The sequence below is a fragment of the Polaribacter sp. L3A8 genome, from assembly GCF_009796785.1.
Classification (GTDB): domain Bacteria; phylum Bacteroidota; class Bacteroidia; order Flavobacteriales; family Flavobacteriaceae; genus Polaribacter.
Genome location: NZ_CP047026.1, coordinates 3175754 through 3200431 on the forward strand (window position 1 = coordinate 3175754; position 24678 = coordinate 3200431).

The following is a 24678-nucleotide window of genomic DNA, read 5'->3' on the forward strand; positions in this document are numbered from 1 at the left end:
TTTTATCAACCCAAAATAATAGTTTGTACTTTTACACATCAAACTTTATAATTCATACATAATGAACTGGGAACAACTCCTTTCTTTAAAACGCTTTGGAGATACACAAAAACGCGATAGAATAGCACAAGACGAAACTCGTTTGGGTTTTGATGTAGATTTTGATAGAATTATATTCTCCTCCGCATTTAGAAGCTTACAAGACAAAACACAGGTAATTCCGTTATCTAAAACCGACTTTGTACATACTCGTTTAACACACAGTTTAGAAGTCTCTGTGGTTGGTAGAACCTTAGGGAGAAGAGTAGGAAAGGTGTTGTTAGAACGCCATCCTAATTTATCTAATTTAGGATACACTTTTAACGATTTTGGTGCCATTGTAGGTACTGCTTCTTTAATGCACGATATTGGAAATCCGCCTTTTGGGCATTCTGGAGAAAAAGCCATTGGAGAGTATTTTAAAACCGGAAAAGGTGCAAAATATAAAGCAGAATTAACAGCTATAGAATATCAAGATTTAATAGATTTTGAAGGAAATGCAAACGGATTTAAAATTTTAACAGAATCTAGAGAGGGTATTTCTGGTGGTTTGCGTTTAAGTTATGCAACGTTAGGTGCTTTTTTAAAATATCCTAAAGAAAGTCTTCCTAAAAAACCAACAAATCATATTGTAGATAAAAAATATGGGTTTTTTCAGTCTGAAAAGAACGAGTTTTTAGAAGTGGTGGAAGATTTAGGAATGAAGCAAAAAACTGCCTCAGCAGTCTCTTTTTATAGACATCCATTAGCATATTTAGTAGAAGCGGCAGATGATATTTGTTATACAATTATAGATTTTGAAGACGGAATTAACCTAGGCTTAATTGAAGAAGAATTTGCTTTAGAGTATATGATTAAGTTGGTAAAAGATACTATTGATATTAAAAAATATCATTCTTTACAACATAAAACCGACAGAATAAGTTACTTAAGAGCTTTGGCAATTGGTGTTTTAATTAATGAAGCTGTAACTATTTTCTTGGCAAATGAAGAAGCTATTTTAAACGGAACGTTTGAGAAGTCTTTGTTAGAGAAGTGTAAGTATGAGGCACAAATTAACGACATTATTAAATTAAGTATTGATAAAATTTATAAAAGCACAGAAGTTATAGAAAAAGAGGTGGCTGGTTATAGAATTATTGCCGATTTGTTAGATGTTTTTGTATCGGCATTAAATAATAAATTTGAAGGAAACCCATCTAACTTTGATAGTTTGGTGTTAAACCTATTACCAAAAGAATATCAAACAGAAACCAATAACTTGTATCATAGAATAATGCAGGTTTGTAGTTATGTTTCTAGAATGTCTGATGGTTATGCTATTAGAATGCATAAAAAAATAACTGGGAATACTATTTAAATTCCATTTATAAGAAGATTAATAAACTTGTCATTAAATAAAGAGATACTATGTTAAACAAAATTGTACAATTATTATTTTTAATGCTAATTTCTAGTTTATTTTTCTTCTGTAAATCAAATCAAGTGAATAAAAACAACAGCAAAAACAATGATGAGATTATAACTTTTGAGAGCCATAAAATTGTTAAGGAAATTTATAATAAAAATAAATCTAAATTACTGATTTTAAATTATGTAGAGGGTAATAGTCCTGTAGTTACTTTCAATTATCAAGTAATTGATGTAAAAACCAAAAAGGAGTTAAAAAAAGGTGTTTTTACGGGCGAAAAAATGGAATGGTTAGATGAGAGTTCTTTAAAAGGTACACCTTATGTTGGTATAATAGAAAAAGAAAATGATCTAATTATAGGAGAAAACACACCGACAAAAAAGAGATATATTACTATAAAAATTGACTAACCTAAAAAGCTATGAAAATGAAAAAAAAGTATTTATCAATTGTTGCTTCTATATTTTTATCAACCATCCTTCTTGTTGGGTGTCAACCAAAAGAAAAGGAAAAAGAAATTGTTATAAAAAATAATTTTAGGCAATTAAAGAAAGCAAAAAAGCCTCAAGGTGTTCATAAAAAAGGAATCGAAAAGATTGCCGATTATCAAAAACAGATAAGAAAACGAATCGACGAAGAAAATTCTACTTATAAAAAGGGATACCTTATAGAAGAATATAATAAAGCAAAACAAAAAGCATTTAAAAAAGGTAGTGCTAGCGCTATTTCTCCTGTTTTTCAAGAAAGAGGTCCTAATAATGTTCCTGGAAGAGCTAGAGGTATTGCTGTAGATCCTAATAATGCTAATAGATGGTTTATAGGTAGTGTTGGTGGTGGTGTTTGGTTAACGGAAGATGCAGGAGTAACTTGGTCTGTACTAACCGATTTTAACATACCAAACCTAGCAACTTCTACCATTGTAATTAGTCAAACAAACTCTAATGTATTATATGTAGGTACAGGTGAGCCTTTTGGTAATTTAGGCGCAATTGGTGGTTCTGGAGTCTATAAAACAATAGATGGTGGTGTTACTTGGCAAAGTTTAGTTGCAACTACAGGTTTTGGTGATGTAGGGAGAATCATTATAAATCCTTTAGATGATATGAATGTTTTAATCGGTACCACCGAGGGTATTTATAGAACTACAGACGGTGGTACTTCTTGGGAAAAAACGTATAGTTTTCCAATTGATGGTTCTTCTACTGTACAAGATTTAGATGCAGATCCTACTAATTTTAATATTCAATATGGTTCTGTAAGCTCTTTAGGTTTGGTAAAAAGTACAGATGGAGGTGTTACATGGAACATTGTTTTTGATCGTGCAGATTTTAACGAAAATCATAGAAGATTTGAAACTGCTGTATCAGAAATAAATACATCAGTTGTTGTTGTTTGTGCTTATTCTGGTTCTGGTGGTACTGTTAGTCCTAATACAGATTTATATATATCAAGAGATGCTGGAGTAACTTTTACTAATTTAACAGCTCCAATTGGTGCTATCGTAGATAGATTAGATTTAGTAGACGGACAAGGATGGTATGACAATATTGTTTTAACGCACCCTTTTGATGAGAATGTTTTTTATGTTGGAGGAGTAGAACTTTTTAAAGTTACTGTAAATAGCGATGATACTTTTACTGCTTTAGAGATAGCTGCTACTGGTCAAAACAGTAATCTTAATCAAATAAATACAGATGTTCATGTAGATCAGCATGGACTTACTGCTATAAAAGGAATAAACAATAACTTTCAAATAGTTTTAGCAAACGATGGAGGTATTTATTCTAGTAACTCGGCTTTAGACCCAGGAGTAAATGAAGGAGATTGGTCTAATTCTGCCTTAGGAAAAAATAGTACGCAGTTTTATGGTGCAGCCAAACAAAATGGGGCTGATAATTATTTAGTAGGTGCACAAGATAATGGTTGTTGGATATCGTTAGGAGATGATTCAACCAAAGAGAAATCGTATATAGCTGTTTTTGGTGGAGATGGTTTTGAAGTTATTTGGCATTATGATAATCCTCGAGATTTTATTGTTTCTTCTCAAAATAATAGAATTGGTAGATATGTTAATTTTGACTTTGCAGGAAGTACTAGTTTAGAAGGAGAACCAATATTTTATACAAAAATAACAAATGCAAATAATAACCCAGATGTTGTTTTTTCTATTTCAGGGAATGGGGTTTATCGTTCTACAGATTTTGCAGCAACCTGGAGTTTAATACCTATAGTTTCTAATTATGCACCAAGTACTTCAAGTGCTTTAGATGTAAAGGTATCTGTTGCAGATCCAAATATTGTTTGGGCTGGAGCTGCAATGACAGAGAGTGGTAGTTATGTGTTACATGTTTCTAAAGATAACGGACAATCGTTTACCAATGCAGGTAGTTATAACAATCCTAATGGTTCTCTTAACGCATTTATTTCTGGTATAGCAACTTCTTATACCGAAAAAAATAGAGCCTATGCACTTTTTTCAAATCAAGGGGAGCCTAAAATTCTAAAAACTGAAGATTTAGGAGCAACTTGGAGTGATATTACAGGGTTTGAAACAGATTCGAATACAGGTTTTCCAGATGTGGCAGTTCATAGTGTTTTAGAAATGCCTTTTAACAAAGATATTATTTGGGCAGGTACAGATATTGGTCTTTTTCAAACAGAAAATGGAGGTACAAGTTGGAGTATGATTACAGATTTACCAGCAGTAGCTGTTTATGATATGAAAGTAGTAAATGATCAAGTTGTAATTGCAACTTATGGTAGAGGGGTTTGGTCTGCAACTATTTCTGATTTAAACACGTACACATTACCAGGATACTTAGAGTTTGCACAAGCCTCTACACAACAAAAAGAAATTGAAAGTTTACAAACTGTTGTTAGTTATAAAGTACCAACAGATGATGTAAACAGAATTAAAATATTTATAGATGGTATAGAGCAAGCAGAGGTAATACAAGATTTTACTGAAGGCGTAACGTATTCTTATGAAACAATAGATTTGGCAGAAGGGTATCATCAACTAGGTATTCAGGTTTTTGATGATACTAATAGTTTAGAAACTCCAATAAATAACCAAGAATTTTTAGTAATTGATTATAATGCTGCAGCTGCTTCCATTGTGATTACAGAATTTCAAGATTCAGATGTATTTTCATATAAGTCAGATTTTGTCGTGAATAATTTAGGTGGAGACGTTTCTAATTCAGTATTAAACAACTCAGATCATCCTTACAATAACGCAACAACGTATTCTGTAACATTAAAACAACCGTTAACAATATCAGAAGACAATAAAGATTTTAGGTATGAAGATTTTGCCATTGTAGAGCCATATACGGATGATCTAACAGACTTAACTCAGTTTTATGATTATGTTTTAATTGAAGCTTCTACCGATTTAATTACTTGGAAAACATTAGATAAATACGACGCAAGAAGATTTCCAGAATGGTTAGCAGAATTTAATAAAGGAACCGATGCTGTGGGAAGTGATGCTTTATTTAAAGAACAAAACATTGTGTTAACAGATAAAGGCTTTGCTATTGGAGATACGGTTGTTTTTAAATTTAGTTTAGTTTCAGATCCAGGGGCATTTTCTTATGGTTGGGCTATTCAGTCGATAAATAAAAATACAGCTACCGCTTCTGTTGATGATGTTTTAGCCGGTAATCAAGTATTTGCAATTTATCCTACGGTTTCTAAAGGAGACTTTACTTTACAAGGAAAAAGTACCTTAGGAAAAACTAAAATGACTGTTTTTAGTCTTAACGGTAAAAAAGTATATGCTAAAGAGGTCGATTTTACAGCAAACGATAAACAAGAAATTTCTGTGAGTTTAAATGCTGGCGTTTATATTGTAAATCTTATTGATGAAAACAATAAAAAAGCTTCAAGTAAAATAGTAATTGAGTAGTTTCCTCTACTTTCAATGTATAAAAAAAAGACGCTATTTAGCGTCTTTTTTTTATGATTATAATTTAAATATTTCGGATAAACTATGAGCGTCTAAACCAAGTTTTTCTTGAAGTTTTAATACACTTCCATGTTCAATAAACGCATCAGGAATACCTAACATTTTTATTTTATGTTGATAATTATTCTGGGATGCAAACTCTAAAATAGCACTACCAAAACCACCTTTTATAGTGCCATCTTCAACCGTAAAAATAGTTGTATGTTTTTTAAATATTTGATGTAATAAGTTTTCATCCAAAGGTTTTACAAAACGCATGTCATAATGAGAAAAATCTGATGAATTATCAATCAAATCTAGTGCTTCAGAAACATTTTTAGAAATGGTTCCTATAGATAAAATAGCTGTTTTATTACCCTCTTGTAAACAAACTCCTTTTCCTAGTGCTATTTTTTCAAAAGGTTTTTTCCAGTCTATAATCGTTCCTACTCCTCTTGGGTATCGAATGGCAATTGGGTTTTTTAAACCTAATTGGGCAGTATATAGAATATTACGCAATTCAATTTCGTTTCTTGGTGCAAAAACAATCAAATTAGGAATTAAACGTAAATACGCTAAATCGAAAACACCATGATGCGTTGCGCCATCTTCTCCTACCAAACCAGCTCTGTCTAAACAGAAAATAACCGGTAGGTTTTGCAAAGCAACATCATGAATTACTTGATCGTATGCACGTTGTAAAAACGTAGAATAAATATTACAAAAAGGCACTAAACCTTGCGTTGCCATACCTGCCGCTAAAGTTACAGCATGTTGTTCTGCAATACCAACATCAAAAGTTCTCTTTGGGTGCTTTTCTAACATGAATTTTAGAGAACCTCCCGTTAACATCGCTGGAGTTATACCAACAATTTTATCATTTTTATCAGCCAATTCTACTACTGTTTTCCCAAAAACATCTTGATATTTTGTGTATAAGCTTTTTGCTATTTTTAATCGCTCTCCAGAAATTTTATCAAATTTACCAGGTGCATGATAGGTTACTTGATCTTCTTCAGCTTGCTGTAAACCTTTTCCTTTTGTAGTAATTACATGTAAGAATTTTGGACCTTTAACATCTTTTAATCTTTTTAATTCTGATAAAACTTTCGGTAAATCATGTCCATCAATTGGGCCTGAATAATCAAAATTTAAGGCTTTTATAATATTGTTTTGTACAGCAAGTCTTTTATCTGTTTTAACCTTTGTTAAATACTCTTTTAAAGCACCAACAGAAGGATCAATACCAATAGCATTATCATTTAAAATGATGAGTAAATTAGCTTTAGAAACACCTGCATGGTTTAAGGCTTCAAAAGCCATTCCGCTTGCAATAGAAGCATCTCCAATAACCGCAATATGATGTTTTTCTGTTGCGCCTTTTATGTTAGAAGCAATTGCCATTCCTAAGGCAGCAGAAATAGAGGTCGATGAATGTCCTACGCCAAAAGCGTCAAATTCACTTTCTTTTCTTGACGGAAAACCCGCAATTCCTCCCAATTGTCTGTTGGTATGAAAAATGTCTTTTCTGCCGGTTAAAATTTTATGCCCGTATGCTTGGTGGCCAACATCCCAAACTAATAAATCATGAGGAGTATCAAATAAATAATGCAAAGCAATCGTTAATTCAACAACTCCTAAACTAGCGCCTAAATGTCCTTCTTTGGTTGCTACAATATCAATAATAAAATCTCTCAACTCTTTAGCAAGTTGAGGTAATTGTTCTGGATTTAGCTTTCGTAAATCTTCTGGGGTTGATATGTTTTTCAACAAATTATTTGTCATAAAGACAAAAGTACGATTTTGGCGTCAAAAAGTTTTTGTAATATTGAAAACTTAAATTAATGACAATGATTCAACCTTTTGACGATACTTATTTTATGAGAAAAGCTTTGCAAGAAGCCGAAATTGCCTTTGATAAAGGAGAAGTGCCAGTTGGAGCAATTATTGTTTTTAAAGATCAGATTATTGCAAGAGCTCATAATTTAACCGAAACTTTAAATGATGTAACCGCGCATGCAGAAATGCAGGCTTTTACGGCTGCTGCAGATTTTTTAGGCGGAAAATATTTAAAAGATTGTGTGTTGTATGTAACTTTAGAGCCTTGCCAAATGTGTGCTGGTGCCAGTTATTGGGCGCAAATTGGTAAGATTGTTTATGGAGCATCAGAACCAGAAAGAGGATTTAAGAATTTAAATACTACGTTGCATCCAAAAACAAAAGTGGTAGCAGGTATTTTAGAAAATGAATGTGCTCAGCTCTTAAAACGTTTTTTTGTAGAAAAACGGAACTTAAATTAATTTTGATATTGTTAAATATTTAATAAAAAAATCTTAAAAATTTGTGAGATAAGTTGTTTTAAAGAAACTTTACGAGAATTAATTCAAACTTTATCACCACATGAAAAAATTCTTACTTTTATTCTTGTCTTTCTTTACTGCTTTAGTAATTAATGCACAAGAAACACCAGTTCCCAATTACAGAGCAGCCGCTAAATATTCTCCAAAAAATTTGGCTAAAATGGTACACTCTACAACGGTAAGTCCACATTGGTTAAAAAAAGGAAATCGTTTTTGGTATGCTTATAAAACATCCGAAGGTTCTAATTATTATTTAGTAGACGCAGATAAGAAATCTAAAAAAGTACTTTTTGATAACGTAAAAATGGCAAAGTGGTTAACAGAAATCACTAAAGATCCTTACGATGCAAAACACCTACCAAAGTTTAGCTTTAAATTTAATAAAGCAGAAAATGCCATTCGTTTTAGAGTAACTTCTACAGAAGAAGTTGAAGTTATTGATGATAAAAAAGAGGTAAAAAAAGACTCTGTATCATCAAAAAAAGGAAAAAGTAAGAAACCTAAAATGGAGAAAAAAGTTTACCATTTAGAATATAAGTTAGGTGGAAATGGTTTAACAATTATTGATAATATAAAGAAAGAAAAAGAAGAATGGAAAAAATGGGCAAACATAGCGCCAGATAGTTCTATTGTTTTGTATTCTAAGAATTACAATTTGTATTGGATGGATAAAATAAACTTTAAAAAGTTTATTAAAGATGAAAAAGACAGTACGGTTGTAGAAAACCAATGGACTAAAGATGGTGAAGAAAACTATGGCTACGGAGGTGGTTCTAGAGGAAAAGATAATGTAGATAAAGAAAAAAATAAAGACAAAAGAAACGGAGTTGGTGGTGTTTGGTCTCACGATTCTAAGAAATTTGTTTTTCAAAAATCAGATGCTAGACATATTAAAGATTTGTGGGTAATTAATTCTACAGGTAAAAAAAGACCAACGTTAGAAACTTATAAGTATCACATGCCAGGAGAACAAGAATATTATAAATCTGAATTATTGATTTTTGATATTCCTACAAAAACGCATGTAAAAGTACCTTTAGATACGATTAAGCAACAAAGTATTTCTGTTTTTAAAGCGCCAAGAAAACAATCTAGTAGAGATGATGATTTTAAACCAACTTTATTGCTTTCTAAAAAAGGAAAAGTATATTTCAGTGTTATTTCTAGAGACCGTAAAAAGTATGATATTAATGTTGCTGATATAAATACAGGAACCTACAAAACCTTAATTGAAGAACGTTTTAATACGTATATAGAAGCACGTCCGTTAATTTTATTGAACAATGAAAAAGAAATGTTGCATTGGGCAGAACGCGATGGTTGGGCACATTTTTATTTATATGATTCAGAAGGAAACTTAAAGAACCAAGTTACAGAAGGCGATTATCATGTTGCTAATTTTGAAGGTTTAAATGAAAGTACAAGAACGTTGTATTTTTCTGCAAACGGAGTAAATAAAGAGCAAGATCCGTATTATGCACATACCTATAAAATTAATTTGAATGGAACGGGATTGAAAACTTTAAACCCGGGAGATTTTACGGCAAGTACAAATATGGCAGATTCTAATCAGTATTTTATTAGTAATTTTTCTAGAGTAAATACTGTGCCAAAATCGGAAGTTAGAGATGCTAACGGGCGTAAAGTAATGGATTTAGAAACAGCAGATTTATCGCAGTTATTTGCATCAGGATATAAATTTCCAGAAACGTTTAAAGTGAAAGCAGATGACGGAATTACCGACATTTATGGAGTTATGTACAAGCCATTTGATATGGATTCTACTATGGTTTATCCTTTATTAGAGTATGTTTATCCTGGTCCACAGACAGAAGCGGTAAACAAATCTTTTTCTTACAGAATGGATCGTTTAGATAGAATGGCACAGGTTGGTTTTATAGTAATTACCTTAGGAAACAGAGGTGGGCATCCAGACAGATCTAAATGGTATCATAATTATGGTTATGGAAATTTACGTGATTATGGTTTGGCTGATAAAAAGTATGTAGCACAACAATTGGCAAACAAACACAAGTTTATAGATATTGAAAAAGTAGGGATTTACGGTCATTCTGGTGGTGGATTTATGTCTACAGCAGCTATGTTAGTATACCCAGACTTTTTTAAAGCAGCTGTTTCATCCGCAGGAAACCATGATAATAATGTGTACAATTCTTGGTGGAGTGAAACGCATCATGGTGTAAAAGAAGAAATTGATGAGAAAGGAAAAATTTCTTATAAATATAAAATTGACACCAATCCATCTTTGGCAAAAAATTTAAAAGGACATTTAATGTTGATTCATGGAGATATGGATAATAACGTAAATCCTGCAGGAACAATTAGAATGGCAAACGAATTAATTAAAGCTCATAAACGTTTTAAATATATGATTATGCCAGGGCAAAGACATGGTTTTGGAAGTATGACAGAGTATTCTTTTTGGTTAAGAGCAGATCATTTTAGTAAGTATTTGTTAGGTAAAGAAGCTACAGATGTAGATTTTATGTATATGAATCTAGATGAACCAAAGAATAAATAATATTTGTCTGTTCAAACGTAATTTGTCAGTTCGAGCGCAGTCGAGAACTAAATAAAAGTAAAAACTCCGAATGAAAATTCGGAGTTTTTTTATGTTGTTGAATTATCAATAAATTTTATGAAGAAAAGAGCTGTTTTTATTCGGCACTGTCTCATAAAGTGTGTAAGTTTTAAAAACTCAGGATTGTTCAAATCCTGAGTTTTTTATTTTTATTAACTTTAAATTTTATATACTTATGAGACCAGAAGATTTATTAAACGATGATTTTTTAAAACAATTTAACAACGGATCAGAGCTAACCAGCTTCATCGAACAACTTCACAAACGAGGAGTTGAAAAGATTTTAGAAGGCGAACTCGATGCTCATTTAGATTATGATAAACATCAAAAAAGTAAAGCAAATAACTTACGAAATGGCTACACTAAAAAGAAGCTAAAAACTACTTTAGGGTAGACAGAAATACAAGTGCCAAGAGATCGTAATAGTTCTTTTAATCCAATGATTATAAAGAAAAGACAAAGTACTGCGGATGGTGTCGAAAATGTTATTATCTCATTGTATGCCAAAGGGATGAGCAATATTGATATCGAAGAACAAATCTGAGAACTCTATAATTTTAATGTATCTACTTCCACAATTTCAAGAATAACTGACGCTATCACCACTGATGTTATCGCTTGGAAAAATAGACCATTAGAGACTACTTATTTAATTGTTTGGATGGATGGAATTGTTTTTAAAGTACGAGAAAACTCTAAAGTAATTAACAAAACCATTTACATTGCTGTTGGGCTTAGAACAGATGGCAAAAAAGAAGTTTTAGGTTTGTGGTTGGGTAAAAATGAATCTTCTGCTTTCTGGATGAGTGTTTTAACTGATATAAAAGCCAGAGGAACTCAAGATATACTGATTACTGCAACCGATAATTTAAACGGTTTTACAGACACTATAAAAACCATTTTCCCGAATTCAACTACTCAAATTTGTGTAGTTCATCAAATTAGAAACTCTTGTCGCTATGTTGTTTGGAAAGATAAAAAAGCCTTTACAAAAGATATGAAACAAATCTATACAGCTCCAACAAAAGAAGCTGCAAGAGCTGCCTTAAAAGACTTTAAAACCAAATGGGAATCTAAATATTCTTACGCCATTAGAAGTTGGGAGAATAACTGGGATGAACTTACCGTATTCTTTGATTTTCCAGTGGAAATTAGAACTATTATTTATACCACAAATTTAATAGAAAATCTAAACGGAAAAATTAGAAAATACACCAAAAATAAACTCTCTTTTCCAACTGATGATGCAGTGATGAAATCTGTATATTTAGCAGTAAGAGAAAGCACTAAAAAATGGAAAATGCCAATTAGAAATTGGGGAATTATTCTAAACCAATTTTTAGCTATATTTGAAAACAGGATTAAACTATAAATAAGTTAACCCTGATTTTTTGAACTTACACAGTTTTTAGGATAGTGTCTTTTATTCTGTTATTTTTTGTTTTAAGTCCATTCTTTCGTGTAGTATTCTCGTTATTTCAATATAATCTTTTAGAGGTCAGTAGTTAGTTACATATAATTTTGTGCTGCTCTACTTTATCCTTTTGAACCATTTTTGTTATTAAGTTATTGAATATTGTTGCTTTACTTTGTGATCGATTAATTCTAAAACAAAATTCATTAAAATATCTATTTAGATTAAAGTCACTTACCCAAGAATACGTTGTTCTTATCCAAGATTTCACCTGATGAATCATTGTATGAAGTGCTTTAAAATTCATACCTCCATTACTTTCTATTTGAGTAATATTATAAGCTTTCGCAATAGGTCTGTAACCTCTCCATTTGTCGGTTATCACTTTAGCTTTTCGACTGATATGATTCACAAAAATATATTGCAAAGAACTAGCTGAAAAATCTTCGATTCTCATGGCATACATTCTTTTAACTTTTCCATCTTGAGTTAGTTCAACAGCAGTTATAGCTTTCTTTTTCTTAGCATTATAACTTCTTCCTACTTTGTCTTTTTCTCGTCCACCCAAAACAAATTCATCTACATGAACAATACCAGTCATAGGACTATTTCCACTACTTTCCATTGCTTCTCTAATTTTGAGCATAAATAAACGGGCTGTCTTTTCTGTTACGCTAAAACGAACTGCAACATAACTAGCAGAAAGGCTTTTAGTACTTGTACTCATTTCAAAAACAATAAAAAAAGCTTTTCTAACACCAAACTTTACCTTGTGAAAAAGTGTGTTTGATGTAGATGATTCTTGATGAGAACAAATATTACATGTACGTGAAAAATCTTTTCTTATTTGAGCCTTGTTATGACCACATTTAACACATTGAAATCCATCTTTCCATTTAATATCTGCCAAGTATTTCTTGCAATCTTCATCCGTTTTAAACCCATCAGCAAACTCTAGAAGATTTTGTCCTTTAAATATATTCATAATATTACTGTATTTGTTGTTTTTAAAGATATGAATTTAAATACTGACCTCTATAATCTTTATTTAAGGTTCTGTAGAATATGATGTGTCTATTTGCTTTTATTCCTAGAAGTAGCTTTGATATTCCTTCGTAGTTTTTACCAAAGTCTGGGTTTTTAGCAATTTCGTCACAATAAACAATTAGATCATTGTAATATTTATTAGCTTGATTTTCTGACCAAACTTCAAATGTATATTCCCAAATCTTTGATAAATCTGCAACAGCTTTGTTTGTCAGTTTATATTGAGTCATTCAAGTTCTTTTTGGCTTTTAGAGATTCAAGATGTTTTTTTGGGTCAAAATCGTGAGCTATTCCACTATCAATTCCTTCTTGAATTGCAGTTTTTAGTGCAATTACTTTACTTTCTTCCTCTTCCAAAAGTCTTAATCCAGCACGAATTACTTCGCTAACATTTTTAAATCGTCCTTGACTGATGCTACTTTGCACAAATTCGTCAAAATAATTTCCGAGCGATATTGAGGTGTTTTTGTTCATTTGAGTGCTATTTATATCAAATATACCAAAAATTGGTATATTTTCAAAATGGTAAACAATTGAAAATATAATGTCAACCTTCTGTGTTAGATAACATGGGGTTTACAAGTAAATGTTTTTTTGATAAAAAAAAGCGTGCTTTTACACTTTTTTGATAACGCTTGTTACAATTCCCCAGATCATAAAATCATTTTCTTCGGTAATGTTTATAATTGGGTAATTAGGGTTTTCTGGTTGTAACCAAACTTCGTTTTTTTCTACACGAAGGCGTTTTACAGTAAACTCGCCATCTAAAAAGCAAACCGCAATTTTATTGTTTGTAGGTTCTAAACTTCTGTCTATTACTAATAAATCGTTATCATCTAAACCCGCACCAATCATAGATTGTCCTTTTACTTTTGCAAAAAAGGTAGCATCTTTATTCTGAATCAATTCATCATCTAAAGAAATTCTAGTTTCTCTAAAATCATCTGCAGGAGAAGGAAAACCAGCAGAAATGCCAACATCAACAAAAACAGCTCCGTTTCCAGAAGAAGTTTTAGGAGTAAAAAAAGTAAGTGTTTTAGATTCAGTCATAATTGTTTGCAAATTATAACTTTTCTTTAAATGTTTAGACTATTATTTTACAATTAAAATAGGGTCTTACAATTGTTGGAGATGTGTCTTGTTTTTTCGAAAAAAGGAAATAACACATAAAAGACATTTTCTCTTTGAATAGGAGTAACTAAAATTCTAGTAGCATTACAATTTGGACAAAAATTAGCATCTCCATTTTTATCTTTTTGATAGTTTCTTGTCATTTCGACAGCGTGAGGTACGAACAACGAGAAATCTTATGATTATGAGATTCCTCCTCGTTCCTCGTTCGGAATGACAAGCTGACTTAAAAACGATTTTTTTAGAACTGATTGAGGTAATGCTTAATGCCTTAAGAGGCTTTTATAATTAAAATATCATTAATATTTGTAGTAAATTTAGAAGATAATCTTTCTTGACGCATTTTCCAAGTACGTTTTAAATCTTGGTTTCCTAATTTAATTTTATCAGATTTAAACTTTTTATTCAGTTTATCAATTGCAGACATTAAAGGTTTGTGTTTTGGGTTTTCACTTGAAAATAAATCCAATTGAAAATTATCATTGGGCACTAAACCTGTAACAATAACACCTGCTCTTTTGTATTTAACACCAGTTTTAAAAATAGTTTTTACGGCTTCTACTGCTGCGTTGGCAATGGTTAACGTAGAATCTGTTGGCGAAGAAAATACAACCGTTATGTTTTCTCTATGTTGTTGCATTTCTTTTTTATGTCGATCGCTAGAAAGTTGTACAATTAACATGTGGCAACTAGATTTTTGATTCCTTAATTTCTCTGCACAACTAGCTGCAAAGGTAGAAATACGTTCTTTTATATTATTGATATCAGAATACGTGTACTCGAAACTTCTAGTAGTTGCAATCATCTTTTTAGAAGAAACCGCATCTTCTAAAGGAATTTTAGAAATGCCTTGTAAATCTTTCTGCAAACGCCATTCTACAATAGAAAATTCTTTTAAAACCCAATCGCTAGAAAGTTGTGTAAAATCATAGGCAGTAATACAACCTTTGTCTTGCAAGCGTTTTTTTAAACGACTTCCAATTCCCCAAACATTGCCAATTTTTGTCCATTTTAAAGCTTTAATTCTTTTTTCATCAGAATCTATAATACAAATTCCTTTAGATTGCTTAATGTTAGAACGTGCAATTTTGTTAGCAACTTTCGTCAACGCTTTGGTGGGCGCAACACCCACACAAGTTGGTATTCCGGTCCATTTTAAAATTCTGCTTCTAATTTTTGTAGCATATTCTGGTAAATCATAATTTTCAAAACCTTTTAATTCTAAAAAAGATTCATCAATAGAATAGACTTCTACGTCTGGCGAAAAATCTGCTAAAATATTCATTACTCTCGCACTCATATCTCCGTATAACGGATAGTTAGAAGATAAAACAGTAATATTATTTGCTTTACAAAAAGCATCCCATTTAAAAATAGGCGCACCAAAAGGCAGTTGTAATTTCTTAGCTTCATCGCTCATAGAAATAACACAACCATCATTATTGCTTAAAATAGCAACAGGTTTTCCTTGTAAGTTGGGGTTAAAAACCCGCTCACAAGAAGCATAAAAATTATTACAATCTACGAGTGCAAACATGCTATAAAAGTATCAAAAAATAGCAGGCAAAATGGTGTTGTTAATATCTTAATCGAAGAAAAAAATCTAATTTTTAAGAGACTTGTTAGTTACCTTATTATAAGCGCTTTTTAGATTTATAATTATAGGTTCCATTTCGTCTAAATTAAGATGACCAAAACCAAAACGAATAGCGCAAGTGTTTTTATCTTGATAAAGAACTGTTTTGGGTAGAAATAAATCGTGCTTTTCTGCTTCTTCGGCTAGTTTTACTAAAGATATATGCTGCTGAAATTGTAACCAAATTGCTAATCCGCCAGCAGGAATTTCCCATTGTGCCGTTTCAGAAAAATATTGTGTTAAGAGTTTACATAAACAATCGCGTCTTTGTTTATAGATGATGATGTTTTTTTTCATCAAACGATAAATTTCACCTTCATTAATTAATTCGGATAACATTTGTTGCTGAATTAAATCGCCTTGTGCATCTAATAATTGTAAATAGTTTTTTGCTTCTGAAATTAAGTTTTCTGGTGCTATTACAAATCCTGTTTGAAAACTAGGGAATAATGATTGTCCTAATTTCCCTAAATAAATAACCATTCCGTTAACATCTGCGCTTGCCATTGGTAACATGGCAGAACCTTCGAACTGAAAATCGTAATCGTAATCATCTTCAATAATAGCAAAACCATATGCTGCAGCTAATTGCATTAAAGCTAAACGGCGCTCTACACTTAATTTTACCATTGTTGGGTAATCTCTATGTGCACATATATAGATACATCTAATACTGCCTTTTATAAAATGTTTTCTAATATAGTCTATGTCTAAACCATTGGCATCTACAGGAATTGTTTTTATGGTTGCGCCTGCTTGCTGAAAAATCATATTAGCGGCATAATTACTTAATTGACCAACTAAAACGACATCGTTTTGTTTTATCAATAATTGAGAAACAATGTACAAACTCATTTCTGTACTACGTGTACTTATTAAATTGTTAGGTTTGATGTGAAAACCTCTTGTTGCATTTAAATAATTAGAGAGCTGTGTTTGAAATAAGGAATGAGAAGACTCATTAGATTTATTCCATTTTTTTATCAACGTTTTTCGATTCATAGCCGCACTATACCATCTAGAAAATTGATGAACAGGGTGCAAACGTAAATCTGGTTTTCCATCATTAATAATATACTTTGCATCTGTTAACTGCGTAGTTGATGCTAAATGAAATGATTTTTGAAAAGGAAACCCTGTTGTTTTTGCGTAATTGTATGCTTGGTTTATTTTTTGTGAAGTCGCTTTTATTTTTGCTGTTTTTAATTCTGGTTCTAAAATAAAAGTGCCCTTATTGGGTATGATTTCTACCCAACCTTGTGAGGCTAATTCTTCGTAAATTGCAACAGCGGTATTTCTATGGATGTTTAATAACTGACCAAATACGCGAGTTCCTGGTAAAAGAGTTCCTTTTGTTAAATAGCCACGTTGTATTGCATTTATAATTTGCTGTGCAACTTGTATGTACACAGGTTGAGGTGTCGATTTATCGAAATTAATTAATTGTTTAAAAAGTATATTAACCGGACTATCTATCATTTTAAAACTGGACTAGTTTAGTCGTCCGGAAAGTTACGACTTTTGCATGGTATTTAAATTACTATTTATGAAAATTAAAATTGCGTTAGTTAGCACCCTTATTTTTTCTGCTTTACAGATAAATGCTCAGGTAGCTCCTATAAAAAGAGACACTTTAAAAGAAATTGTAATTACATCTACTAGAATAGATTTGCCTTTTAAAGAGAATTCTAGAACGATAGATGTTATTTCATCCGAAGTAATAAAGAATAGTGCTGCTACAAATGTTGCAGATTTATTACAGCAAGTTGCAGGTGTAGATATTAGAAGAAGAGGAACTGCAGGTAGTCAGGCAGATTTATATATTAGAGGTGGTGGTTTCGATCAAACATTACTTTTAATTGATGGCATTAAAATGGATGATGCACAAACAGGACATCACACCATGAATGCCGCTTTACCTATTGAAGTTATAGAAAGAATAGAGATTATTAAAGGTCCTGCTGCTAGAGTTTTCGGTCAAAATGCATTTACAGGAGCTATAAATATTGTAACTAAAAGTAAATTAGAGGATACGGTTTCTGCAAATGTAGAAGCGGGCTCTTTTGGTCAAATTAATCGTTCTATTACTGTTGGTAAAGAATTTGAAAACACCTCTATTATAGCACATGCAGGTGTTTTACAATCGAACGGTTATAGAAATAATTCTGATTATGAAAATAAAAATTATTTCTTAAAAGGTGTTTTTAATAAAGAAAAGCAACCTATAGAAGTAATTGCTACTTTTTTTGATAAAAAGTATGGCGCAGAAAATTTTTATACGACCAATCCAGATTGGCATGAGTATGAAGAAACTCAGAATAGTTTATTAGGAGTGTCAACAACTTTTAGAACCGAAAAATTTAAGATTACACCAAGAGTTTATTGGAAAAGAGGTCAAGATATATTTTTATTAAAAAGAGATGATCCTAGTTTTTTTAGAAACCTACATATTACCAATAAAGTAGGTGTAGAAACCAATGCATCTTATACATCAGATTTAGGAGTTACAGGTTTTGGAGTAGATGTTTCTAGAGTTTTTATCAGCAGTAATAATTTAGGAAAAAGAAATAGAACCATGGCTAATTTATTTTTAGAACATCGTTTTAAATTTGCTGATGACAAGTTGGATGTTACTCCAGGTGTTGCTGTTACTTATTTTTCTGATTTTAAATTTCATGCGTTTCCAGGGCTAGATGTTGGGTACCAATTTTCTGAAAACTTAAAAGTCTACGGAAACTTAGGTGTTACGTATAGAATACCAACGTATACAGATTTGTATTATAATGATCCAGGAACTATAGGAAATGAAAATTTAGAGCCAGAAGAAGCGTTTGCACAAGAAATAGGATTAAAGTATAATACAGGAAGGTTTACAACTTCTGTAGCAATTTTTAATAGAGATGCTACTGACTTAATTGATTTTATTAGAGAAAATACTACAATCTCTAAATATACAGCTACTAACATTGCAAAAGTAAATACCAAAGGTTTTGAGGCAAATGCAGATTATCATTTTAAATTAAGTGATTTTAAACAAACATTATCTTTTGGGTATACTTTTTTAGATGATGATATTTTAGAAGAGAATAAAGACTTATCTCGTTATTCTTTAAACACGTTAAGACATCAATTTATAACTCGTTTTGCAAGTAAATTCTTTAAAAATGTAAGACAAAATATTATTTACAAATATGCAGAGAGAACTGTTGGTACAAGTTATAATGTTTGGGATGCTTCTATAATTGTAGATGTTGATAAATTTAGTTTTACAATTACTGCTAGTAATATTTTTGATGCAGATTATATAGAATCTGGTTTTGTACCAATGCCACCAAGTAATGTTTTATTTGGTTTGCGTTATGCATTTTAATACATGAAAAATTAGCTATGAGTGAAGTTAGGCATAATTGGACAAAAGAAGAGGTCTTAGAAATTTATAACAAACCCTTAATGGAGTTGTTGTACGAAGCTGCAACTATTCATAGAAAACAACATGATCCTAATGTAGTGCAGGTGTCAACTTTATTGTCAATAAAAACAGGTGGTTGTTCTGAGGATTGTGGTTATTGCCCACAAGCAGCAAGATATCATACCAATGTAGAAGGTAATGATTTAATGACTGTAAACCAGGTAAAAGCACAAGCGTTAAGTGCAAAAGAAAGCGGAAGTTCTAGAGTTTGTATGGGAGCCGCTTGGAGAAATGTAAAAGACGGACCAGAATTTGACCAGGTTTTAGATATGGTGAGAACTGTAAATAAATTAGAAATGGAGGTTTGTTGTACGTTAGGTATGGTCACCGAAAACCAGGCTAAAAGGTTGGCAGAAGCAGGTTTGTATGCATACAATCATAATCTAGATTCGTCAGAAGAATATTACAAAGAAGTAATTTCTACAAGAGGTTATCAAGATCGGTTAGATACTATTAAGAATGTGCGTAAAACAAATGTTACTGTTTGTTCTGGCGGAATTATTGGTATGGGAGAAGCAGCTGAGGATAGAGCAGGCATGTTAGTTGCTTTGTCTACCTTAAATCCACAACCAGAATCTACACCTATTAATGCGTTAGTTGCGGTTGAAGGAACTCCTCTGGAGGATGAAAAACCCGTTGAAATTTGGGACATGATTCGTATGGTAGCAACAACCAGAATTGTTTTGCCAGAAACGCAGGTTCGTTTATCTGCAGGAAGAACTCAAATGAGTAGAGAAGGGCAAGCAATGTGTTTCTTTGCGGGTGCAAATTCTATTTTTGCGGGCGATAAATTATTAACAACTCCAAACCCTGATGTAAATGAGGATCTAAAAATGTTTAAACTATTAGGATTAAATCCGCAAAAGCCATTTACAAAAAAAGTACAACCAGAAACTGTATCTGCAGAAGATTCTAAATATCAATCTTTAAAAGAAAAACCAAAATGGACAAGACCAGGCCATAAAATTGATAGAAATGAAGCAGCAAGACTAAAATCATAGAAGGTTGTTTTTTAAACTAGTTTGATGATTTTTACTCATGTTATTTTGATAATATTAAGTAACGTTTTATTTGTAGTGCATAATGAATTAAAAAGGGGAAGTAAGAGAAAGCTTTGACACATTGGTGTCAGGGCTTTTTTGTTTTTTAATAATTATTAAAAATTTTATGTAACAAAATTAAGTTTTAAACTACTTATAAGAGAAGTTTAACGATACTTAGTACTTTAATTCTATTCATTTTTAATATTTATTAAAGTTTAAAACCAACCAAATTGCGCTTTTTAAAGTTGGATAAAGTAAAAATGAGTTTCTCTTATAATGATAGAATAACGTGTTCTATTCAGTCAAAAAACTTTATATTTATTCACTTTTTTAAAACAAACTGCTATGATGGAATGGTTTCAAGAATTAACTACTTTCGAAAAGACCTATTGGGTAATTACCGGGATTTCTACATGTATGTTTTTGTTGGTTTTAATAACCACAATAATTGGTGCAGAAACAGATGATATTGGTGATGTAGATGCCGAAATTGATGCAGATACTGGAGCCGGATTTCAGTTTTTTACTTTAAAAAACTTAGTTGCTTTTTTTACCATTTTTGGATGGAGTGGAATTGCAAGCATGGATGCAGGAAATGCTACAGGAACTACCATTATTATTTCTGTATTTTCTGGTTTGTTAATGATGTTTGTAATGGCAGCATTATTTTATTACATCAGTAAATTATCTTCTAGCGGAACTTTAAAAATGAAAAATGCTTTAAATACTATTGGCGAAGTGTATTTAACGGTTGGTGCAAATAGATCTAAAACAGGTAAAATTCAGATTAAAATTCAAGGAGCTTTAAGAGAATTAGAAGCCTTAACAGATTGTAATGAAGATTTAAAACAAGGAAAAATAATTAAAGTAATAGAAGTAACAAATAACGGAATATTAATAGTAGAACCTCAAAATTAAAAAAAAGCTATGTTAAACTTTATGGTATTACAAGCCAGTCAATTTGCTGGATTAATCGGAATCGGAATTGCAATTCTCTTCGTTTTTATATTGCTAATTGCAATGGTAAAACGGTATAAAAGATGTCCTTCAGACAGAATTTTGGTTGTTTATGGAAAAGTAGGTGGAGGAGAATCTGCTAAATGTATTCATGGTGGAGCCGCATTTATCTTTCCAGTAATTCAAGATTATCAATTTTTAGATTTAACACCAATTTCTATAGAAGTAAATTTGGTAAACGCACTTTCTAAGCAAAATATTCGTGTAAATGTACCAAGTAGATTTACAATTGGGGTTTCTACAGAACCAGGAATTATGCAAAATGCTGCAGAACGTTTATTAGGTTTAGACCAAGACAGTATTCAAGATTTAGCACAAGAAATTATTTTTGGTCAATTGCGTTTGGTAGTTGCATCGATGGATATTGAAGAAATTAACAATGACAGAGATAAGTTTTTAACCAATATTTCTCAATCTGTAGAAACAGAGTTAAAGAAAGTAGGATTAAAATTAATCAACGTAAATATTACAGATATTGTTGATGAATCTGGTTATATAGAAGCTTTAGGTAAAGAAGCAGCTGCACACGCAATTAACGCAGCAAGAAAATCGGTTGCAGAAAAAAATAGAGATGGTTCTATTGGAGAAGCGAATGCAGTACAAGATGAAAGAACACAAGTTGCAGCAGCAAACGCACAAGCAGTAGAAGGAGAAAATATTGCGAAAATTAATGTAGCAAATTCAGACTCTTTAAGAAGACAAAGAGAAGCAGAGGCAGAACGTACAGCAATTGCATCAGAAAAGGTACAAACAGCAAATGCGTTAAAAGAATCTTATGCTGCAGAGCAAGAAGCAGAGGTTGCCAGAGCAGAAAGAGAACGTTCATCTCAATTAGCAGATATAATTGTACCTGCAGAAATTGATAAACGTAAAGTAGAAATAGATGCAGAAGCAAGAGCAGAAAACATTAGAAGAATTGCAAAAGGAGAGGCAGATGCAATTTTGTTTAAAGCACAAGCAGAAGCACAAGGTTTGTATGAAGTTTTAACAAAGCAAGCAGCTGGTTTAGATCAAATTGTAAAAGCGGCAGGAAACGATTCTCAAAACGCAGCCTTATTATTAATTGCAGATAAATTACCAGAATTGGTAAAAACACAAGCAGATGCAATTAAAAATATTAAGATTGATAAAGTTACTGTTTGGGAAAACGGTGGAGGAAAAGATGGCAAAACATCAACATCTAACTTTATTTCTGGTATGTATAAAGCAGTACCACCATTACAAGAAATGTTTAATATGGCAGGTATGGAGTTGCCAAGTTATTTAAAAGGGAAAGATATTCCAGCAGAGGTATCTGCAGAGATTATTGAGGATAAAGAGAATTAGTTTATTTAAAAAATATAAGTTTTAATTTAAACCATCATTCATGTTTTAGAATGATGGTTTTTTTGTAAGTAATTTATTTTCATTTTATGAACTTAAAAGATGATTAGAATATGGTAGATTAAATAATCATTAAATAGGTGTTTCTACACGTGCTTAGATTGTTTGTTTTTAGTAACTTGCAGCTGTAAAATAGTAATTCTCCCAATATGAAAGCTTGCCCAAACTGTAAATCTGTATCTAGACATAGAATGAAAAGAAATAATTTTGTAAAACTAATACCAGGTACAAAAGCATATGCTTGTGATAATTGTAATACTCAGTATACGTGGTTTTCTTTTATAAATCGTTCTTTTAAAGTATAACAAAAAGCCTCACTATTTTAAAAATTGTGAGGCTTTTTTATGAGCTATTTCCTAAATTAAATAACTTAATATCCTTTCTATTCTAAAATAGAATAAATGAATTAGCGGTAATAATGTTTTTTAAAATGTATTCGTAAGTTACTTACAATCATTGTTTAATGTTGTAAACAGGGGAATATATCTATTAATTATAATATATAAATCAGGTAATCTAGAATATATTTATCCTTTATAATCTCACTAAATTTCAAGTGTCTAACCAAACAGTAATAATTATGAAAGCTTGCCCAAGATGTAAATCTGTGTCTAGGCATAGAATGAGAAGAAACCCTATTACTAAATTAATTCCTGGTGCTAGAGCATATGCTTGCGATCATTGTAATACACAGTATACATGGTTTCCTTTTATCAATCGTTCTTTTAAAGTTTAAAAAAAGCCTCACTGTTATAGTGAGGCTTTTTAATAGCTTTTATGTTGTTTAGTTAAACAACCTAAAAATATCGTTTCCGTTAGCAAAAAGTAACAATGCTATTAAAAGAATAAAACCTGTTACTTGTGCGTATTCTAAAAATTTATCTCCTGGCTTTTTACCTGTAATCATTTCCCAGAGGGTAAAGACAACGTGTCCACCATCTAAAGCAGGTATTGGTAAAAGGTTCATAAAACCTAACATAATAGATAAAAATGCTGTAATGTTCCAGAAAGACTCTGCGCTCCATTCGCTAGGAAATATACTTCCAATAGAAATAAAACCACCTAAACCTTTGTAAGCACCTGTACTTGGGTTAAAAATTTTCTTTAATTGTTTTATGTAATCTGTAAGTGTTTTTACAGACTTGTTCCATCCTGCAGGTATTGCTTCTCCAAATGAATACTCAATATTTGCTAACTTGTAATAGCCTAATCTTTCTAAATCTTTAGAAGGTAATTGACCAAAGCCAACACCTAGTTCTGCCTTGTTATTAACTTTTACAGCAATATCTTTAGTTTCAGTACCTCTTTTAACGGTTACTTTAATTTCTTGATTTTTAAATTTGCTTAATTCAGTTTTAGCTTCATCAAAATATTTTACCTTGTTTCCATTAATACCAACAATAATGTCATTTAGTTTTAAATCAGAACCAATATTTGGTGAGTCTTCAGAGACTGCTCCAATAACAAAAGGATATCTAGGTAGTAAAATTGCACCTGCATCTTTACCTCTGTCTACTAATTGAGAGATAAAATCTTCAGGAATTACTTTATCAATTATTTCTCCGTTTCTTTCTATTTGAAAGTTGTTTCCATTAACAAAACCTAAGGTTAACTCATTAAATTTCTTAATTTTTTCTCCATCAATAGTCAAAACTTTATCGCCTGTTTTTAGGCCTAAATTCATAGCTAAAGAATCTTGTACCCAAACACCATCTTTTACATTTTCGTTTGGTAAATATCTTTCTCCGTAGGCATACATTAACATTATGTAGATAAAAATACCTAATACAAAGTTTACAAAAACTCCACCTAGCATAATTATTAAACGTTGCCACGCAGGTTTAGAACGGAATTCCCAAGGTTGCGGTGGTAATGCCATCTGTTCAGTATCCATGCTTTCATCTATCATTCCAGATATTTTTACATATCCTCCTAAAGGAATCCAACCAATACCATAAACGGTATCACCAATTTTTTTCTTAAAAATAGAAAATTTATAATCAAAGAATAAGTAGAATTTTTCTACTCTTGTTTTAAATAGTTTTGCAGGGATAAAGTGCCCTAACTCGTGTAGTACAATTAATAAAGATAAACTTAAAATAAATTGCGATGCTTTTATTAATATTTCCATTCAGCGTTAAATCATAATTAAAATAGTCGCAAATGTACGTTTT

The 24678-nt window shown here is 31.4% G+C and carries 19 protein-coding genes and 1 pseudogene; 12 read left to right on the forward strand and 8 right to left on the reverse strand.

The features are described from left to right. Nucleotides 1-61: 61 nt before the first annotated feature. The 3 genes from GQR92_RS12960 to GQR92_RS12970 are packed head-to-tail and all read left to right on the forward strand — an operon-like array spanning nucleotide 62 to nucleotide 5363. Nucleotides 62-1399, forward strand: coding sequence for a deoxyguanosinetriphosphate triphosphohydrolase (locus GQR92_RS12960; protein ID WP_158840197.1), 1338 nt, complete (start codon nucleotides 62-64; stop codon nucleotides 1397-1399). A gap of 50 nt (nucleotides 1400-1449) precedes the next feature. Then, nucleotides 1450-1860 (forward strand): hypothetical protein, encoded by a 411-nt coding sequence (locus GQR92_RS12965; RefSeq protein WP_158840199.1) that lies wholly within the window; start codon nucleotides 1450-1452, stop codon nucleotides 1858-1860. 17 nt (nucleotides 1861-1877) lie between these two features. Next, the gene (locus GQR92_RS12970; RefSeq protein ID WP_158840201.1) at nucleotides 1878-5363 is read left to right on the forward strand and encodes a T9SS type A sorting domain-containing protein; all 3486 of its coding nucleotides are present in this window, start codon (nucleotides 1878-1880) and stop codon (nucleotides 5361-5363) included. 57 nt (nucleotides 5364-5420) lie between these two features. On the opposite strand, the gene dxs is transcribed toward GQR92_RS12970, so the two are convergent. Then, the gene (gene dxs / locus GQR92_RS12975; protein WP_158840203.1) at nucleotides 5421-7187 is read right to left on the reverse strand and encodes a 1-deoxy-D-xylulose-5-phosphate synthase; all 1767 of its coding nucleotides are present in this window, start codon (nucleotides 7185-7187) and stop codon (nucleotides 5421-5423) included. A gap of 65 nt (nucleotides 7188-7252) precedes the next feature. Between dxs and GQR92_RS12980 the strand changes: the two genes are divergently transcribed. From GQR92_RS12980 to GQR92_RS12990, 3 genes and pseudogenes are all read left to right on the forward strand, one after another. Beyond that, the gene (locus GQR92_RS12980; protein WP_158840205.1) at nucleotides 7253-7702 is read left to right on the forward strand and encodes a nucleoside deaminase; all 450 of its coding nucleotides are present in this window, start codon (nucleotides 7253-7255) and stop codon (nucleotides 7700-7702) included. Between the two features lie 100 nt (nucleotides 7703-7802). Beyond that, the gene (locus tag GQR92_RS12985) at nucleotides 7803-10304 is read left to right on the forward strand and encodes a S9 family peptidase (protein ID WP_158840207.1); all 2502 of its coding nucleotides are present in this window, start codon (nucleotides 7803-7805) and stop codon (nucleotides 10302-10304) included. Between the two features lie 235 nt (nucleotides 10305-10539). Then, a pseudogene (locus GQR92_RS12990) lies at nucleotides 10540-11736 on the forward strand (IS256 family transposase). A gap of 133 nt (nucleotides 11737-11869) precedes the next feature. On the opposite strand, the gene GQR92_RS12995 reads toward GQR92_RS12990, so the two are convergent. From GQR92_RS12995 to GQR92_RS13020, 6 genes are all read right to left on the reverse strand, one after another. Next, the gene (locus GQR92_RS12995; protein WP_158840209.1) at nucleotides 11870-12763 is read right to left on the reverse strand and encodes an IS1595 family transposase; all 894 of its coding nucleotides are present in this window, start codon (nucleotides 12761-12763) and stop codon (nucleotides 11870-11872) included. 22 nt (nucleotides 12764-12785) lie between these two features. Then, nucleotides 12786-13055, reverse strand: a complete 270-nt coding sequence (locus GQR92_RS13000; protein ID WP_158840211.1) for a type II toxin-antitoxin system RelE/ParE family toxin — start codon at nucleotides 13053-13055, stop codon at nucleotides 12786-12788. Then, nucleotides 13042-13299 (reverse strand): type II toxin-antitoxin system ParD family antitoxin, encoded by a 258-nt coding sequence (locus GQR92_RS13005; protein WP_158840214.1) that lies wholly within the window; start codon nucleotides 13297-13299, stop codon nucleotides 13042-13044. The genes GQR92_RS13000 and GQR92_RS13005 overlap by 14 nt, the downstream gene beginning before the upstream one ends. Before the next feature lie 141 nt (nucleotides 13300-13440). Then, nucleotides 13441-13875: a LexA family protein gene (locus tag GQR92_RS13010; protein ID WP_158840216.1), complete on the reverse strand. Its 435-nt coding sequence runs from the start codon at nucleotides 13873-13875 to the stop codon at nucleotides 13441-13443. A gap of 352 nt (nucleotides 13876-14227) precedes the next feature. Then, nucleotides 14228-15493, reverse strand: coding sequence for a Y-family DNA polymerase (locus GQR92_RS13015; protein WP_158840218.1), 1266 nt, complete (start codon nucleotides 15491-15493; stop codon nucleotides 14228-14230). A 66-nt stretch (nucleotides 15494-15559) separates the two neighbouring features. After that, complete coding sequence (locus GQR92_RS13020) at nucleotides 15560-17071, reverse strand: aminotransferase-like domain-containing protein (protein WP_158840219.1); 1512 nt, start codon at nucleotides 17069-17071, stop codon at nucleotides 15560-15562. A gap of 67 nt (nucleotides 17072-17138) precedes the next feature. On the opposite strand from GQR92_RS13020, the gene GQR92_RS13025 reads away from it, so the two are divergent. From GQR92_RS13025 to GQR92_RS13050, 6 genes are all read left to right on the forward strand, one after another. Then, a complete protein-coding gene (locus GQR92_RS13025) occupies nucleotides 17139-18962 on the forward strand; it encodes a TonB-dependent receptor plug domain-containing protein (protein ID WP_158840221.1) in 1824 nt (607 codons plus the stop codon). A gap of 17 nt (nucleotides 18963-18979) precedes the next feature. Beyond that, nucleotides 18980-20062, forward strand: coding sequence for a biotin synthase BioB (gene bioB / locus GQR92_RS13030; RefSeq protein ID WP_158840223.1), 1083 nt, complete (start codon nucleotides 18980-18982; stop codon nucleotides 20060-20062). Nucleotides 20063-20449: 387 nt separating this feature from the next. Beyond that, the gene (locus GQR92_RS13035; protein ID WP_158840225.1) at nucleotides 20450-21022 is read left to right on the forward strand and encodes a hypothetical protein; all 573 of its coding nucleotides are present in this window, start codon (nucleotides 20450-20452) and stop codon (nucleotides 21020-21022) included. Between the two features lie 9 nt (nucleotides 21023-21031). Then, the gene (locus tag GQR92_RS13040) at nucleotides 21032-22447 is read left to right on the forward strand and encodes a flotillin family protein (protein ID WP_233269859.1); all 1416 of its coding nucleotides are present in this window, start codon (nucleotides 21032-21034) and stop codon (nucleotides 22445-22447) included. 206 nt (nucleotides 22448-22653) lie between these two features. Next, nucleotides 22654-22809: a hypothetical protein gene (locus GQR92_RS13045; RefSeq protein WP_158840227.1), complete on the forward strand. Its 156-nt coding sequence runs from the start codon at nucleotides 22654-22656 to the stop codon at nucleotides 22807-22809. A gap of 275 nt (nucleotides 22810-23084) precedes the next feature. Then, entirely contained in the window at nucleotides 23085-23240 is a 156-nt protein-coding gene (locus GQR92_RS13050; protein WP_158840229.1) for a hypothetical protein, read from the forward strand. 48 nt (nucleotides 23241-23288) lie between these two features. Here GQR92_RS13050 and rseP read toward each other — a convergent pair whose 3' ends face one another. After that, nucleotides 23289-24635: an RIP metalloprotease RseP gene (gene rseP, locus GQR92_RS13055; protein WP_158840231.1), complete on the reverse strand. Its 1347-nt coding sequence runs from the start codon at nucleotides 24633-24635 to the stop codon at nucleotides 23289-23291. Between the last annotated feature and the right edge of the window lie 43 nt (nucleotides 24636-24678).

Excerpts from the sequence above, each read along its gene's own strand:
- GQR92_RS12980 (WP_158840205.1), top strand. The coding sequence starts at position 7,253 with ATGATTCAACCTTTTGACGATACTTATTTTATGAGAAAAGCTTTGCAA.
- GQR92_RS13045 (WP_158840227.1), top strand. The coding sequence starts at position 22,654 with ATGAAAGCTTGCCCAAACTGTAAATCTGTATCTAGACATAGAATGAAA.
- GQR92_RS12995 (WP_158840209.1), bottom strand. The coding sequence starts at position 12,763 with ATGAATATATTTAAAGGACAAAATCTTCTAGAGTTTGCTGATGGGTTT.
- GQR92_RS13015 (WP_158840218.1), bottom strand. The coding sequence starts at position 15,493 with ATGTTTGCACTCGTAGATTGTAATAATTTTTATGCTTCTTGTGAGCGG.
- GQR92_RS13025 (WP_158840221.1), top strand. The coding sequence starts at position 17,139 with ATGAAAATTAAAATTGCGTTAGTTAGCACCCTTATTTTTTCTGCTTTA.
- rseP (WP_158840231.1), bottom strand. The coding sequence starts at position 24,635 with ATGGAAATATTAATAAAAGCATCGCAATTTATTTTAAGTTTATCTTTA.
- GQR92_RS13050 (WP_158840229.1), top strand. The coding sequence starts at position 23,085 with ATGAAAGCTTGCCCAAGATGTAAATCTGTGTCTAGGCATAGAATGAGA.
- bioB (WP_158840223.1), top strand. The coding sequence starts at position 18,980 with ATGAGTGAAGTTAGGCATAATTGGACAAAAGAAGAGGTCTTAGAAATT.
- GQR92_RS13040 (WP_233269859.1), top strand. The coding sequence starts at position 21,032 with ATGTTAAACTTTATGGTATTACAAGCCAGTCAATTTGCTGGATTAATC.
- GQR92_RS12960 (WP_158840197.1), top strand. The coding sequence starts at position 62 with ATGAACTGGGAACAACTCCTTTCTTTAAAACGCTTTGGAGATACACAA.
- GQR92_RS12985 (WP_158840207.1), top strand. The coding sequence starts at position 7,803 with ATGAAAAAATTCTTACTTTTATTCTTGTCTTTCTTTACTGCTTTAGTA.
- GQR92_RS13000 (WP_158840211.1), bottom strand. The coding sequence starts at position 13,055 with ATGACTCAATATAAACTGACAAACAAAGCTGTTGCAGATTTATCAAAG.
- GQR92_RS13005 (WP_158840214.1), bottom strand. The coding sequence starts at position 13,299 with ATGAACAAAAACACCTCAATATCGCTCGGAAATTATTTTGACGAATTT.
- GQR92_RS12965 (WP_158840199.1), top strand. The coding sequence starts at position 1,450 with ATGTTAAACAAAATTGTACAATTATTATTTTTAATGCTAATTTCTAGT.
- GQR92_RS13035 (WP_158840225.1), top strand. The coding sequence starts at position 20,450 with ATGATGGAATGGTTTCAAGAATTAACTACTTTCGAAAAGACCTATTGG.
- GQR92_RS12970 (WP_158840201.1), top strand. The coding sequence starts at position 1,878 with ATGAAAAAAAAGTATTTATCAATTGTTGCTTCTATATTTTTATCAACC.
- dxs (WP_158840203.1), bottom strand. The coding sequence starts at position 7,187 with ATGACAAATAATTTGTTGAAAAACATATCAACCCCAGAAGATTTACGA.
- GQR92_RS13010 (WP_158840216.1), bottom strand. The coding sequence starts at position 13,875 with ATGACTGAATCTAAAACACTTACTTTTTTTACTCCTAAAACTTCTTCT.
- GQR92_RS13020 (WP_158840219.1), bottom strand. The coding sequence starts at position 17,071 with ATGATAGATAGTCCGGTTAATATACTTTTTAAACAATTAATTAATTTC.